12 protein-coding genes, 1 tRNA gene and 1 pseudogene are annotated in these 14779 nt (G+C 40.3%); 10 read left to right on the top strand and 4 right to left on the bottom strand.

The window, feature by feature from the left end:
- Window positions 1-85 precede the first annotated feature (85 nt).
- The 4 genes from WA352_RS07375 to WA352_RS07360 all read right to left on the bottom strand — a co-directional run bounded on the left by WA352_RS07375 (window position 86) and on the right by WA352_RS07360 (window position 4392).
- Entirely contained in the window at window positions 86-1102 is a 1017-nt protein-coding gene (locus WA352_RS07375; RefSeq protein ID WP_336141753.1) for a tyrosine-type recombinase/integrase, read from the bottom strand.
- A 217-nt stretch (window positions 1103-1319) separates the two neighbouring features.
- A tRNA-Gly gene (locus WA352_RS07370) sits at window positions 1320-1395 on the bottom strand.
- 62 nt (window positions 1396-1457) lie between these two features.
- Window positions 1458-2879 (bottom strand): cysteine--tRNA ligase, encoded by a 1422-nt coding sequence (gene cysS, locus WA352_RS07365; protein ID WP_336141751.1) that lies wholly within the window; start codon window positions 2877-2879, stop codon window positions 1458-1460.
- A gap of 106 nt (window positions 2880-2985) precedes the next feature.
- A complete protein-coding gene (locus WA352_RS07360) occupies window positions 2986-4392 on the bottom strand; it encodes a purine-cytosine permease family protein (RefSeq protein WP_336141747.1) in 1407 nt (468 codons plus the stop codon).
- A gap of 375 nt (window positions 4393-4767) precedes the next feature.
- Between WA352_RS07360 and WA352_RS07355 the strand changes: the two genes are divergently transcribed.
- From WA352_RS07355 to WA352_RS07310, 10 genes and pseudogenes are all read left to right on the top strand, one after another.
- A complete protein-coding gene (locus tag WA352_RS07355; RefSeq protein WP_005202503.1) occupies window positions 4768-5745 on the top strand; it encodes a KpsF/GutQ family sugar-phosphate isomerase in 978 nt (325 codons plus the stop codon).
- Window positions 5746-5748: 3 nt separating this feature from the next.
- Window positions 5749-6288, top strand: coding sequence for a KdsC family phosphatase (locus WA352_RS07350; RefSeq protein WP_004808435.1), 540 nt, complete (start codon window positions 5749-5751; stop codon window positions 6286-6288).
- A 39-nt stretch (window positions 6289-6327) separates the two neighbouring features.
- Window positions 6328-6879 carry an LPS export ABC transporter periplasmic protein LptC gene (gene lptC, locus WA352_RS07345; protein ID WP_004808434.1) on the top strand — a complete coding sequence of 184 codons (552 nt, stop codon included), beginning with the start codon at window positions 6328-6330 and terminating at the stop codon, window positions 6877-6879.
- The gene (lptA, locus tag WA352_RS07340) at window positions 6863-7411 is read left to right on the top strand and encodes a lipopolysaccharide transport periplasmic protein LptA (RefSeq protein ID WP_005202505.1); all 549 of its coding nucleotides are present in this window, start codon (window positions 6863-6865) and stop codon (window positions 7409-7411) included. Before lptC ends, lptA begins: the two co-directional genes overlap by 17 nt.
- Window positions 7411-8157 carry an LPS export ABC transporter ATP-binding protein gene (lptB, locus tag WA352_RS07335; RefSeq protein WP_336141744.1) on the top strand — a complete coding sequence of 249 codons (747 nt, stop codon included), beginning with the start codon at window positions 7411-7413 and terminating at the stop codon, window positions 8155-8157. Before lptA ends, lptB begins: the two co-directional genes overlap by 1 nt.
- Window positions 8158-8502: 345 nt before the next feature.
- Window positions 8503-9993, top strand: coding sequence for a TolC family protein (locus tag WA352_RS07330; protein WP_004808428.1), 1491 nt, complete (start codon window positions 8503-8505; stop codon window positions 9991-9993).
- A pseudogene (locus WA352_RS07325) lies at window positions 9993-12116 on the top strand (type I secretion system permease/ATPase). The gene WA352_RS07330 and the pseudogene WA352_RS07325 overlap by 1 nt, the downstream one beginning before the upstream one ends.
- Window positions 12117-12133: 17 nt before the next feature.
- On the top strand, window positions 12134-13324 hold the full coding sequence (locus WA352_RS07320; RefSeq protein ID WP_336141742.1) for an HlyD family type I secretion periplasmic adaptor subunit: 1191 nt from the start codon (window positions 12134-12136) through the stop codon (window positions 13322-13324).
- 92 nt (window positions 13325-13416) lie between these two features.
- On the top strand, window positions 13417-14004 hold the full coding sequence (locus WA352_RS07315) for an IMPACT family protein (RefSeq protein ID WP_171549762.1): 588 nt from the start codon (window positions 13417-13419) through the stop codon (window positions 14002-14004).
- A 75-nt stretch (window positions 14005-14079) separates the two neighbouring features.
- Window positions 14080-14694, top strand: coding sequence for a chloramphenicol acetyltransferase CAT (locus WA352_RS07310; protein ID WP_004808422.1), 615 nt, complete (start codon window positions 14080-14082; stop codon window positions 14692-14694).
- Window positions 14695-14779: the final 85 nt, after the last annotated feature.

Raw genomic sequence — 14779 nt, 5'->3', positions numbered from 1 at the left:
CCTTTGTGAATTCAAATTTAAAAATCTGTGGATAAACAAAAGGGCGACTTATAATGTCGCCCTTTTTGATGTGTTTGGTCGGAAATTATGCAGCATCCAGCATTCTTGCAATTTCGGTTGCTGTCGGGTTGTAGTACGTATTTACTAAAATAGATAAGGTCTCATGTCCAGTAATCTTAGATAGAATCTCGATAGGTAATTTATAGTTGTGTACAAAGCGGGTGATTGCTTCATGGCGCGTGTCATGGAAGCGGATCTTTCCAACCAGACCCGTTTTGGTGAGATTGCGTTGCCAAATCAAACGGAACGAGTTTGCATTATGAGGGATTAAGCGGCTGTCATCGAAAGGGGTGTCAAGTACCGTCAATAATTCTTTGGCTCGTTTGGTCAATGGCACATCACGTGATTTACCATTCTTTGTATCTACTAAACGAATAAAATCTTCATAAACATTCTTCTTTTCAATACTTAATATCTCACCTTTTCGCATTGCCGTTTCCAAAGCAAATAGGAAAGCCCAGGCAACATAGTGCATCTGTTTGGTGGGAACCATTCCGCGTTGATAATCAAGACCAGTAATTATTTTTTCTATATCTTCATCACTGACTCGTTGATTTCGGGGCTGAGCTTCGGGCGGTCTATTCACTTCTTTGAAAGGGTTTTCTTTTGTTAGAAACAACTCTTTTCGTGCATAGTTAAATGCAGCACTGAATACGGCGAATTGTCTGCTAATAGTTGCGGGCTTCACTTCTTTCAATCTTTTATCGCGCCATTCTTTGACAATCTGAGGGGATAAATCGTGGATAGATAAATCAGCTGCTGGACCCCATTGTTTCTTCAGCAATTTTAATTGTTGATCAATAAAATTTTTACTTTTCTTATTTCTGCCGGCTTCTTTGTAATACATGTCGAAAAGGGCGTAAAAGGAGAGATGAATTTTATCAGGCTCTTGGGTTTTGTCACCGCCTGCTTGTAGTTCTAATAATTTTTTAGCAGCCCACTGTTCGCATTCTTGAGCGGTATCGCGTGTTGCTGTGAATCGTTGGCCATTGTGGCGTAAAGTAATACGCCAAGCGTTGCCGCGTTGTACGGGTTTTTGCATGAAAGAACACTCCAAATTTCATGGTGTCGCAACGTCACCAAAAACTTGAAAAGGGCAAATGACCTTAACTTTTCTGGTGTCGTTACGGAAATATAAAGCGTTTTTTAATGTGAAATACAGTAAAAATGATCCACTGTAGCTGACCCATCGACAATAAAAAACAAGCCGCACAGACCTATTAATCCGTGCAGCTTATTGATTTTAATAAATAAAATCTTGGAGCGGGAAAGGAGACTCGAACTCCCGACCCCAACCTTGGCAAGGTTATGCTCTACCAACTGAGCTATTCCCGCAATAGGACGCATTATAGAGAGTTTCATTCAAGTGTCAACTCTTTATAATGCTAAGTGTTTAATTAATCAGCACGTCGCCAGATTGTTCCTTGACGTGTATCTTCCAAAACCACACCTTGATCCAATAAAGACTGGCGAATGCCATCAGCTTGAGCAAAGTCTTTGGCCTTTTTCGCATCAACACGCTGTTGAATAAAACTTTCAATTTCAGCATCGGAAAGGCTAAGTGCTTCCTGACCAATATCTGATTTGAGGAATTCATCCACATCATGCTGAACCAGACCAAGAATGTTGGTTAAATGACGCAGACTAGAGTAAAGCAGCATTGCTTGTTCCGCTTGCTCTTCTTTCACCGCGCGATTAAGTTCTTTATTCAGTTCGAACAATACCGCCATTGCTTCAGCGGTATTGAAATCATCACACATCGCATTGTTAAAGCGTTCAACAAAGTTTTGCTCTAATGTCTCAACCGTTTTTTGACCATACACCTGTTGATAGGCTTTAAATGAATGATAAAAACGGCTCAGAGCAGTTTTTGCTTCTTTTAAAGCCACATCAGAGAAGTTAACTGGGCTGCGGTAATGCGAAGACACAATGAAGTAGCGAATCACTTCTGGATGGAATTTCTCCATGACATCGCGAATAGTAAAGAAGTTGCCTAAAGACTTAGACATTTTCTCGCCATCAACATTGATGAAACCAACATGCATCCAATAATTGACATATTGTTCACCCGTTGATGCTTCACTTTGCGCGATTTCATTTTCATGATGCGGGAACATTAGATCTGAACCACCACCATGAATATCGAAATGATTGCCTAGGCAGCAAGTCGACATTGCAGAACATTCAATATGCCAACCAGGACGGCCATTGCCCCAAGGTGAAGCCCAAGCAGGTTCATTTGCTTTGGCATGTTTCCACAGTACAAAGTCAAACGGATGTTTCTTTTCAACTTCGACATCAACACGCTCAGATGCACCAGCTTGCATATCATCCAATTTACGACCAGATAAACGACCGTATTTATTGAACTTGCTCACCTCAAAATAAACATCGCCATTGCTAGCAGGGTAGGCAGCCCCTTTGTCAACCAATGTACCGATCATATTTTGCATTTGATCAATATATTCAGTTGCTTTGGGCGCCTCATCTGGTTCAGCACAACCTAAGTTAGCCGCATCTTCATTCATTGCCTGAATAAAACGAGCAGTGAGTTGTTGGATGCTTTCACCATTTTCATTGGCACGCGCAATGATTTTGTCATCAATATCGGTAATGTTGCGAATATAGCGAACTTTCCAACCTTGGCTGCGCAGAAAGCGAATGATGTAGTCAAATGCAACCATAACCCGAGCGTGCCCGATATGACAGTAATCGTAAACCGTCATACCACAGACATACATATCGATTTGACCTTCTTTACGTGGGACAAATTCAACTTTTTTACGTTGCTCAGAGTTATATAGAACAAAAGGTTGCATAAGGGTTTTCAAACACTCTACAAAAATCGTTATTCATCATAACGTATGCACCATATTTCATAAAGTTATCAGCAGAAAAAAGATGGCTTTCATTTGCAATATTTCTTTATTCAAAACCAATTTGACTCGCTGTCCGAAGTTGAACTTTTTTTGCGAAATAATAATAAATCACAGCCGTTGCCAGAATGCCGACCAACCAAGAGATATCAATACCACCTAACATGGTCGCGATGTGACCCGTGTAAACTTTACTATGAATAAATGGAAGTTGTAGTAACACACCCATGATATAACAGCCAATGCCGATACGGTTCCATCGACCATATTTCCCATCTGGATCGTATAACGCATCAACATCACATTCTTCTTTAGAAATGAAGTAGTAATCTACGAGGTTAATTGCACTCCAAGGAATGAAGAAGGTGAGGAGGAATAGAATGAATGCTTTAAAGCTGTTTAAAAAAGTATGTTCACCAGCAATTGCGATGATTGTAGAAATGGCAACCATAGCCAGTACAATACCTAAACGCGTCATTCTTGAAATTTGATAGTGCGGTTTGAAGCTATTCCAAATGATTGCAATACACATGAAGCATCCATAAGCATTCAGCGTGGAGAGAGTGACCTTACCAAAGGCGATGCTGAAATATAAGAAAGTAATGATCAGTGCGACGGCATTCATCCCCACGACATATTGCACCTCATTTCCGACAAAGCCGCCTTGTGAAATCTGTGCAATTAATACACCTAAAGTCATGGAAATTTGCGAACTGAGGAGTGAACCTAAACCAACAGCCAAAAAGACACGGGTGGAGGTGGTGTTTGACGGTAGGTATCTGGAATAATCGGCTACATAAGGACCGAATGAAATTTGCCAAGAGGCCGAAAGCGAAATTGCTAACAAAAATGAGGACCAGCTAAACTTTTGAACGGCAATTAATTCTGAAAAGTTTGAATGAGTTAAAATTTGAGTCAAAATAATAATAAAGGCAATTATGCCAATAACGCTTGCAACTTTTCCCACCCAGTGGATTAGGCGATAACCAATGGTGGCAAAGATCACAATAAAAGCCGCATAGATTAAAATTCCAGTGCTATTGCTGACATTGATGAGTTGTGCGATCGCTTTACCTGCGAGAACTTCACCAGTGGCTGTAAACCCAATGTACATTAAGCAAACTAAGAGAATCGGAATGCATGCACCATATACGCCAAATTGCACGCGGCTTGAAATCATTTGAGGAAGGCCAAGTTTGGGACCTTGTGCTGCATGCAAAGCCATGACGATGGCACCGAAGCACTGTCCAATCAATAAACCAATAATCGACCAAAACACATCACCACCCAGTACAACGGCCAAAGCACCTGTAACGATCGCTGTGATTTGTAAATTAGCACCAAACCACAGGGTAAATTGGCCAAAAACACTGCCATGTCTTTCGTGTTCTGGAATGAAATCAATACTGCGGTTTTCAATAAATTGATGTGTTTCTTTCCCATCCACTGAGGTCATCTTTTTACTCCGTATCCTTGAAGCACTTTTCGTCATAAAAAATACCTAATTGTTGCTTAGGTATGGTCATGTATGATCTTATTTATATATGTATATACAACTTGAGCTAATAATAAGCAAGTTTTCCTGTGAAGTATAGAAGGGATCTACGATTAAGAATGAATGTACATATGCCTAACTAAATTGGGATTCAACATATGGGTGTATAGCCCAAATATTATGAGTCCTATTTCATACTTCATCTCTTCATTTTTCATGAAAACTTATACATTTAGAAACGTGTATGATTTGCAGATATGTTAGAATCGCCACCATTCTTTTGATTAAAATCATCTACCATCAGGTGGATAGAGTATTATTTTGAGTCAAACTCATATGTCACACACTATAGATTTCCAAAAAAGCGCATTAGAAACGTTGCGTGTCGAACAACAAGCCATAGATGTCTTAACTGCGCAAATTGATGAACGCTTCGATATTGCATGCGAAATCCTTTTGCAATGCCAAGGACGTGTTGTTGTAACTGGTATGGGTAAGTCTGGTCATATCGGTCGTAAAATGGCAGCTACCTTTGCATCGACTGGAACACCATCTTTCTTTATGCATCCAGGTGAAGCAGGCCATGGTGATCTAGGAATGTTAGTGCGTGGTGATGTACTGATTGCAATTTCTAACTCAGGTAAGAGTGATGAAATCATGATGTTAATGCCTTTAATCAAGCATTTAGCTGTGCCTTTAATTACCATTAGCCGGGATAATAAAGGACCAATGCCTCAAAATGCAGATGTGGCATTGACATTAGGTTTAGCTGACGAGGCTTGTCCTTTAGGCTTAGCACCAACATCAAGCACCACAGCAACATTAGTGTTGGGGGATGCATTAGCTGTTGCGCTATTAGAAGCACGTGGTTTTACTGCAGATGATTTTGCACGTTCACATCCAGCTGGAGCCCTAGGTAAACGGTTGCTTTTGCATGTGAAGCATTTGATGCATACAGGTTCAGAATTACCAAAGGTTCGCCCAGATACACCAATGAATAAAGTGTTATATGAAATTTCTGATAAGCGTCTGGGTTTAACCACGATTGTCGATGAAAATGATACCTTATTGGGTATTTTTACCGATGGTGATTTACGTCGTATGATTGACCAGCAACAAGGCTTCGATGTGAACTTAGCGGTTTCTGAAGTAATGACTAAAAATCCACTAACGATTTCTCAAGAAGCGCGTGCGGTGAAAGCTTTAGAAAAAATGCATGACAGAAAAGTGAATCAATTTGTAGTTGTTGATGATGCCAATAAAGTGATTGGTGTGATTAGTATGCATGACCTCATTCAGGCAGGAGTAAATTAAGCCATGGCATCTTATGCTTTACAAGAACAAGCACGTCATTTAAAAGCACTGGTACTTGATGTGGATGGGATTTTAAGCGATGGCTTTGTTACATTAACCAATTCAGGTGATGAGATTAAATCATTTGATATCCGTGATGGCTTGGGAATGAAACTGGTTCAACAAGCGGGTATGAAAGTAATTATTATCACAGGTCGAAAAAGTCAGATTGTTGAAAAACGTATGTCTGATCTTGGTGTTGATCTCGTCTTTCAAGGGCGCGAGGATAAGGGGTTAGCACTGCGTGAAGCTTGTGCTCAATTGGATCTATTGCCTGAAGATTGTATTTATATGGGTGATGACTGGCCTGATCTATCTGCATTTGCTATCGCTGGTATGAAAGTTACTGTGCCTAATGGACATGAAGAAGTACGTCGTCGTGCTAATTTAGTGACCCAAGCGATGGGTGGTCGTGGTGCTGTACGAGAAGTATGCGATATGTTGTTGATGGCAAAAGGTGTTTACCAAGAACTGCTTGAAAAATATCTTGCTGTACCACATTAATATAGTGTTGATTCGCTCAAAGGTTAGGTAACCCTGTTTATGGATACCAAAGTTTTATATGTTGTTGCTGTTGTAGTCGCTTCTATAAGTGGTGGCTACTATTACTACAGTGGCAAAGCAAAAAAGTTGGATGTTGATTCAGCCAAGAATATGACCTATTCAGCTCAGGGTGTTCATTTAACTCAAACTGACGAGCAGGGCAATTTGTATATGCGAGCTGAAGTTAAACAGCTACAACAGAATATGCAACAAAAAACCTCCCAGCTTGATCAACTGAATGCGGTGATGTACAAACAGGGCAAACCTGATGCAACATTCTATGCAAAACAAGCAAATGGCTATGATGATAATACTAAAGTCATTTTGCTTGGAGATGTTGTTGCAACGAAACTGTCCGATCAAGGTAACAAGTTAGAGTTTCATACGGATGAACTCACTGGTTACCCAAAAACAAGAGAGCTTGAAACACAACATCAGGTGATAGTTCAATCACCATCTGCTGAATTTGTGAGTCAGGGCCTCAAGGCTAATTTAAATAATGGTCAATATGAGTTTTATAAAATTCGAGGAAAGTATGCGCCAAGTTCTTAATTCCAAATCTCGTTCTACTTTCCTTAAACAACTAAGCTGCGTTGCTGTTGTTGCACTTTCTTCTGCAGCTAGTTTTGCTTTGCCATCGGATCGTAACCAACAGCTTTCTTTGGTTGCGGATCGTGCAACCTATAATGATAAAACAGGTATAACGACCTATACTGGCAATGTTGTGATCGAACAAGGCACCATGAAGCTTCAAGCTGATTCACTTGTTGCAAATTTAAATAGCAAAAAAGAAATTCAAATCATTACCGCCAAAGGTCAGCCAGCGAAGTTCCAGCAGCAAATGGATACCAATAAGGGCTTAGCCCGAGGTGAAGCACAGACGATCGTGTACAATGCAGATACGGGTATTCTTACTTTAACGGGTAAAGCATACCTTTATCAGGATGGCTCAAGCATTCGTGGTAATAGCTTAAAATACAGCATGAATAAAGGTGATGTAGAGGCACAAGGATCTTCAACTAATCGTGTGCAAATTATTATTCCACCTTCAAGTTCAAAAAGTTTCCCAGGGGCGCGTGATTAATGGAACAATCAATGCAGCAACCACAGACACTCTGTATCAAGCACTTAGCGAAGAACTACAATAAACGTTGGGTGGTAAAAGATGTTTCTTTTACTATGCAAAGTGGACAAATTGTTGGTCTGCTTGGACCAAATGGTGCAGGTAAAACGACGAGCTTTTATATGGTCGTCGGTTTGGTTCGTATGGATAAAGGCGAGATCCATTTAGATAATCTGGACTTGTCGGATCTGGCGATGCATGAGCGTGCACGTAAAGGTATTGGTTATTTGCCTCAAGAAGCTTCAATCTTCAGAAAGTTGACGATTGCTGAAAACATTATGGCAATTTTAGAAACGCGTAAAGATTTGAATAAGCAACAACGTCAGCAACGCCTTAATGAATTATTAAATGATTTTAAAATCAATCATATTAAGGATTCATTGGGGATGAGTGTGTCTGGTGGTGAGCGTCGCCGTGCTGAAATTGCTCGTGCTTTGGCTGCCGATCCTAAGTTTATGCTTCTAGATGAACCATTTGCTGGTGTCGACCCAATTTCTGTTGGTGATATTAAAGATATTATTCAAACACTTAAGGATCGTGGTATTGGGGTTCTGATCACGGATCATAACGTACGTGAGACTTTAGCCATTTGTGAGAAAGCCTACATTGTGAGTGAGGGTTCAGTGATTGCAGAGGGAACACCACAAGAAATTCTAGATAACGAACAAGTGCGTAAAGTATATTTAGGTGATGATTTCGTCGTTTAAATCGTCCGATTATCACTTTTAAAAGAGAACCGAATGGTTCTTTTTTTTGGGTAAATAAAATAATAAATGGTTAAATATTGAGTTGTTGATGAAGTGGTGGTTTATATTTTAGCCTAATTGACTGATAAATATATATTTTATATATTCCACTATAAAGGCATAATCTATTAAAATGTGAACTGTTTTACAAAAATATACATATATCTAGCGATGAAATTATGTGCGGAACGTAGTGTTTTTTATAAAAAAATGCTTAAAATGAAAATGCTGAAATGATAACAATACGAAAAAAATATGAACTTGCACAACGATATAAAAGTGAATAATGGATCATGGAAAAAAAGTATGGATTTTAAGTGGTTACTTTATGTAGCAACCTTGTCTGTGCCAATGACACATGCAACAACTCCAAGTGAACAGTATCACACTTTAAAGAACAATATTTCTCAGCTTTTTGTCCCAAAAAGTAGTGATGAGTTTAAAGTGGCACAAATGCAGAAATTAAGTAATTTTTCTGTTGATGCTTCACTCGGAAGTGATTTGCCTGTGGTTGGATCAGGCCGTCCTCAAGTCGATACCGTTCCGGCTGCTTTCTGGCAGAATCAGCGAAAAGTACTCAAAGATGCGGTACAGATTGCGGTACAGCGGAACCCTGAAATTTCGCAAGGAATTTCATCATTAGCCTCACAAAATGCCAATATTGATGTTGCCAAATCTGGCTACTATCCACAGATAGGTGGTGGGGTCAGCACAGGTGACTTGGGTAAAAAAAGTACTCGAGGCCAACAGTTACTCACTTTAAGTGCTGCACAAATGCTTTATGACTTTGGTAAAGTTAAATCGGGTGTTGATGTCGAAAAAGCCAAAGTTGTGGTTGGGCAAGCGAATGTTCTAGTGAAAATTGATGATATTTCATTAGATGTTGCACAAACAATTGTTAATATTCAGCGTTATCAAAAACTCATCCAAATTGCGAATCAGCAGATTGCTGGAATTAAGCGTATCCAAGAGATGGCTAATCTGCGTGCTAATGCAGGAATTAGTAGTCAGGCTGATCCGATACAGGCCCAATCTTATTTGCAATCCGCTCAATCAGCGATGATCGCGCAACAATCTTTACTGAGCCAATATCAGCAGCATTTGTATACCTTATTAGGTTTTGATACACGAAATGTACAATGGGCGATTTCAGAAGATTTTGTAAAACAATCAGATTTATATGCTGCACCGCAGTTCAATACCATTCCACAAATGATCGCAGCTCAGGCTGGAATTGAGGTTGCCCGTAATCAAAAATTACAGACACAGATTAGTAATTATCCGACACTATCTGTAAAAGGAGAACTGAGTCAAGCTTTACATGGTAGGAACCCTGGAAATGATAAAGAGGGTGGGTTCGATAGTGCGATTATGTTGGAAGCTAGTAGCCAGTTCTATCAAGGTGGGGCCACATCCTCGAAAACTCGTGCGGCTAGTTTTGCTGAAGAGGCAGCAAAAGCACAAGTCAATGCGGTGTATTTAAAAGTGTTGGATCAGATTCGAACCAGCAGAGAACAAATTGAAAACAAACAGCGTCAAATGCAGGTTTTAGCAGGACAACAAGCAACAACAATACGAACAAGAGAACTTTATCAAGAACAATATAAGTTGGGAACACGGACTCTGGTTGATCTGTTAAATGCAGAACAGGCGATTCATAGTGCGAATTCAGAGGCAGAAACAGCACGTTATGACATTTACAGCAGTATTGCTCAATATATTGCTGCAACAGGACGTTCTCGCCAAGCCTATGACCTCAATAATATAAAAATCCAAGGATTTGAGGTACAACCATGATTACTACAAAAATAAACTATCAGCCTTGGTTACAAGCCATACTGACCATTGCAAAGCATTATCGAATTGAACCTTCTGAGGAACGGATTCGCCTGCAGCTTGACTGGAATCAAAACCAGAATCTAGATGAAGTTTTAGTGTTAATCAGCAGACAGGTTGGATTAAACCTTAGAAGAGTTGCCTTTAGTGACGACGTGATTAACCCTTGGCGTTTACCTGTACTGGTGGAATTAGCCGACGGGCAGGTTGGTGTTATTGATAAAGCAGATGGTTCAGGCCATGTCAGTGTTCAACTAAGTGGCGATCAAGGTCTATCCCAAAAATTTGCTGTTGGCGCATTGAAGCATATTATTAAAAATGTATATGTGCTCCGCCCTGAACAATCAGTACCCGATGCGCGTATTGATGAATATATCAAACCGTACGAGGCAAGCTGGTTTTGGTCAATTGTATTGCAAGACTGGAAACGCTATATCGATATCATGTTGGCTTCAATGATTGCCAATATTTTGGCCTTGGCCACGATTATTTTTTCAATGCAAGTCTATGACCGAGTTGTTCCATCACAGTCGATTCCAACACTTTGGGTACTTGCGAGTGGTGTACTCATTGCTGCGATTTTTGAGTTTGTATTAAGACTTTCACGGGTTTATATCTCAGATATTATTGGTAAACGGGCAGATTTACGTATTTCTGATCGCGTATTTGGTCATGCAATTCGGATTAAGAATAGTTAGCGCTCTAAGTCAACGGGAACCTTTATTTCTCAGATCCGTGAGTTAGAAGGTGTTCGTGATCTGGTGACGTCAACCACAATGGGGGCCATTGCCGATTTACCTTTCTTTTTCTTATTCCTGATCATTTTTGCAATTATTGGCGGTAATCTCTTCTGGGTGATGCTGCTGGTGGTTCCTTTAATGATTTTGCCTGCAATTTTAGCCCAGAATAAATTGGCACAGCTTGCGCAAGAAGGGATGCGTGAATCTTCGATTCGAAATGCAATTTTAGTAGAAGCAGTGCAGGGTATTGAAGATATTAAATTATTACGCGCGGAGTCACGTTTCCAAAACCAGTGGAACCATATGAACGAAGTGTCTGCTGATATCAGTATGCAGCAACGCAAAATTGTGGGCGTGCTGACTGCATGGACGCAAAAGATTCAAGGTCTGACTTATGCAGCGGTGATTCTAGTCGGTTGTTTTGCGGTGATGAAAGGTGATATGACCACAGGTGCTTTGGTGGCGTGTTCGATTTTATCTTCACGGATGTTGGCACCAATTTCACAAATCACGGGCATTTTGGGACGTTTGCAACAGGCAAAAGTGGCGAAGAAAAGCTTAGATGAGTTAATGCAGAAACCTGTCGATCAACCAGATCAAGCACATTTGGTACATAAAGAAGTGTTGCATGGCGATTATGAGTTGAAAAAAGTGGTGTTCCAATATACGGAAGATGACCCACGCCCAAGTTTGGTTATTCCACAACTTAAGATTCGTGCAGGTGAGCGTATTGCGATCTTAGGACGCAACGGTGCAGGCAAATCGACCTTATTACAGATTTTATCTGCGATGCAGTTTCCGAATTCTGGCTCAGTGTATTTAGATGATCTGGATATTAGTTTGATTGATCCTGCCGATGTGCGTCGTGATATGGGCTTACTTAATCAAAATGCACATTTATTTTATGGCACTATTCGTGAAAACCTGACGCTTGGCGCACCTTTAGCACGTGATGAGGATATATTAAAGGTACTAAAAGTGACTGGTGCACTGAGTTTTGTGCATGAAAAGAAAGAAGGCCTAGATCATTTGGTATTAGAAGGTGGCGTTGGTTTTTCTGGGGGACAAAGACAAGCTTTATTGTTAGCGCGCTTATTGATTCGTCAGCCGAATATCTTATTGCTAGATGAACCAACTGCTGCCATTGATGATGTGGCCGAAAAGCAATTGATTGATCACTTAAAGACTTGGCTTGGCTATCGGACTTTAGTTGTTGCAACGCATCGACGTGCAGTTTTGGAATTGGTTGACCGAATTATTGTCATGAATGAAGGCAAGATCGTCATGGATGGACCTGTAGATCAAGTTTTACAACAATCATCAATAAAACAAAAAATAGTTTAATACTTTGAGGAAATTTTATGAGTGAACAACAACAGAACAGCAGTCGTCCCATGAACGTAACTTATAATGAACCAAAGTTACCTCGTTCGACGCTTGTTGTTTGGATGATTGGGATTGGTTTACTTTCACTCTTAATCTGGGCATGGTTATTTAATCTAGAAGAAGTTTCAACGGGTACGGGGAAAGTGATTCCCTCTTCAAAAGAGCAGATTATTCAATCGCTTGAAGGAGGGATTTTAACTAAACTGGATGTTAATGAAGGCGATGTGGTTGAAAAGGGGCAAATTCTTGCACAACTTGATCCAACTCGATTTGCATCGAATGTTGGAGAGTCAAAGTCTTTACTGACTTCAGCACAGGCAACTGCAGCACGTTTACGTGCTGAAGTGACGGGTTCACCATTAAGTTTTCCTGAAGACGTGCAAAAGAGTCCTAAATTGGTGCAAGAAGAAACAGCGCTCTATTTGTCACGACGTGCTAATTTGGAACAGTCCATTGAAGGCTATGAACAAGCAGCAAAACTGGTACGACAAGAACTGGCAATGACAGAACCATTGGTGGCAAAAGGTGCGGCCAGTGAAGTAGAAGTCTTGCGTTTAAAGCGTGAGGCCAATGATTTAAACAATAAAATCAATGATACGCGCAACCAGTACTATGTCAAAGCACGAGAAGAATTGTCTAAGGCCAATACAGATATTCAAACTCAGCAGCAGATTGTGAATGGTCGAAATGACAGTTTAGAACGTGCGGTATTTAAAGCACCAGTCCGTGGTGTAGTGAAAGAAATCGATGTTACGACCCTAGGTGGTGTCATTCCTCAGAATGGTAAGTTGATGACTATTGTTCCTTTAGAGGATAAATTGCTGATTGAAGCGCGTATCTCACCGCGTGATATTGCGTTTATTCGCCCGGGGCAAGAAGCTTTAGTCAAAATTACCGCCTATGATTACTCAATTTATGGCGGTTTAGACGGTAAAGTGACTGTGATTTCACCAGATACCATTCGTGATGAAGTAAAGCAAGATCAGTTCTATTATCGTGTATACATTCGTACTGATTCTGACCATTTATATAACAAAGCGGGTAAGGCATTCAGTATTACCCCAGGGATGGTAGCGACAGTGGATATTCGTACTGGACAAAAAACCATTATGGATTACTTGTTGAAACCGTTTAATAAAGCCAAAGAAGCTTTACGCGAACGCTAATTTTCCGCTAATAAAAAACCTTGCCTAGTGCGAGGTTTTTTATTTGGGTGCTAAAAAGCTATAATCGCGCTTTAAATTTGTATTTATGTTTTATGCCATTCACCATTGCTACTACAGTTACTTTTGAAGAAGAAATTAAAAAAAGTCGTTTTCAAGCGATTGCTGCTGTTGTTGAAAATGAACAGCAGGTTAAAAACTTTTTAGAAACGCATAAAGATCTGTCGACGACGCATCAATGTTGGGCGTGGAAAATTGGACATCAGGTTCGATTTAATGATGATGGTGAACCCTCAGGCACAGCAGGGCGCCCTATACTTGCCACCATTGAAGGCAATGAGTTGACCAATGTTATTGTATTAGTGAATCGCTGGTATGGTGGGATTAAGTTAGGCACGGGTGGATTAGTTCGTGCTTATGGTGGCTGTGCAGGACAATGTCTGGTCTTGGCTGAAAAAATTGAGTTGATTGAAAAGAAAGAAATTCGCTTTGCTTGTTTATTCAATGAATGGGCGATTATTCAATATGAGCTGATGCAGCAGCAGATCGAATATCAAGAACAATATACTGAAACAGGCGTGATTATTGAGGCGCGTGTTCAAGTGCATCAAATTGAACCTTTAAGACTAAAACTTCAGGACGTGAGTAGAGGACGTGAGAAATTACATGTATGCGATGACTGAAATTTATCCATCCTCTCTCGCGAGGCGATACCTCTCAGCATGTAAGCAATTGGTATTGGTTGAGGAGTAAGATAGATGAATGATCCTTTATTAAAATACCGAGAGCAGCATAAACAACGTCTAAATTATATGCCGTGGTTATATTGGACACTGAAACCCAAACATCGAGAATGGGCAGAAGCATGGCAAGCCGAGTACCAAGCCTATTTGATGGATATGGAAACGGTTGAAATCGGTCAAAACTGCTTTATTTCACCCTTGGCTCATATCTTTGCTGAGCGTGGTCGCAAGATCAGTATCGGAGATAATACTTTTATTGCTGCAGATTGTACTTTGCATGGCCCTTTAGAAATTGGCAATGAAGTGGCAATTAACCATCATTGTATTTTAGATGGCGGTCGTACCGGGATTAAGTTGCATGATCAAGTTCGAATCGCGGCTTATAGTCATCTATATGCATTTGATCATGGCATGGAAATGGATCGTCCGATCTATCAACAACCCGTTACGTCTAAAGGTATTGAGATTGGTCGAGATGTGTGGCTAGGAGCGCATGTCGGGGTCAAAGATGGAATCAAAATTGGTGATCATGCTGTGGTAGGTATGAACAGTATGGTGACCAAAAATGTTGAGGATTATGCGGTGGTTGCAGGGAACCCGGCAAAATTAATTCGTTACCGAAGCGAATAAAAAAGTGTATGAGATTCGATACATAAATTTAACCCACCATGCTTTTATCTATGTTAAGTTAAAAATAAGTAGAAGACCTAAGGTA

Source organism: Acinetobacter sp. 102 (genome assembly GCF_037028485.1).
GTDB classification, from domain to species: Bacteria; Pseudomonadota; Gammaproteobacteria; order Pseudomonadales; family Moraxellaceae; genus Acinetobacter; species Acinetobacter higginsii.
This window is presented reverse-complemented; position numbering and strand designations above follow the sequence as displayed.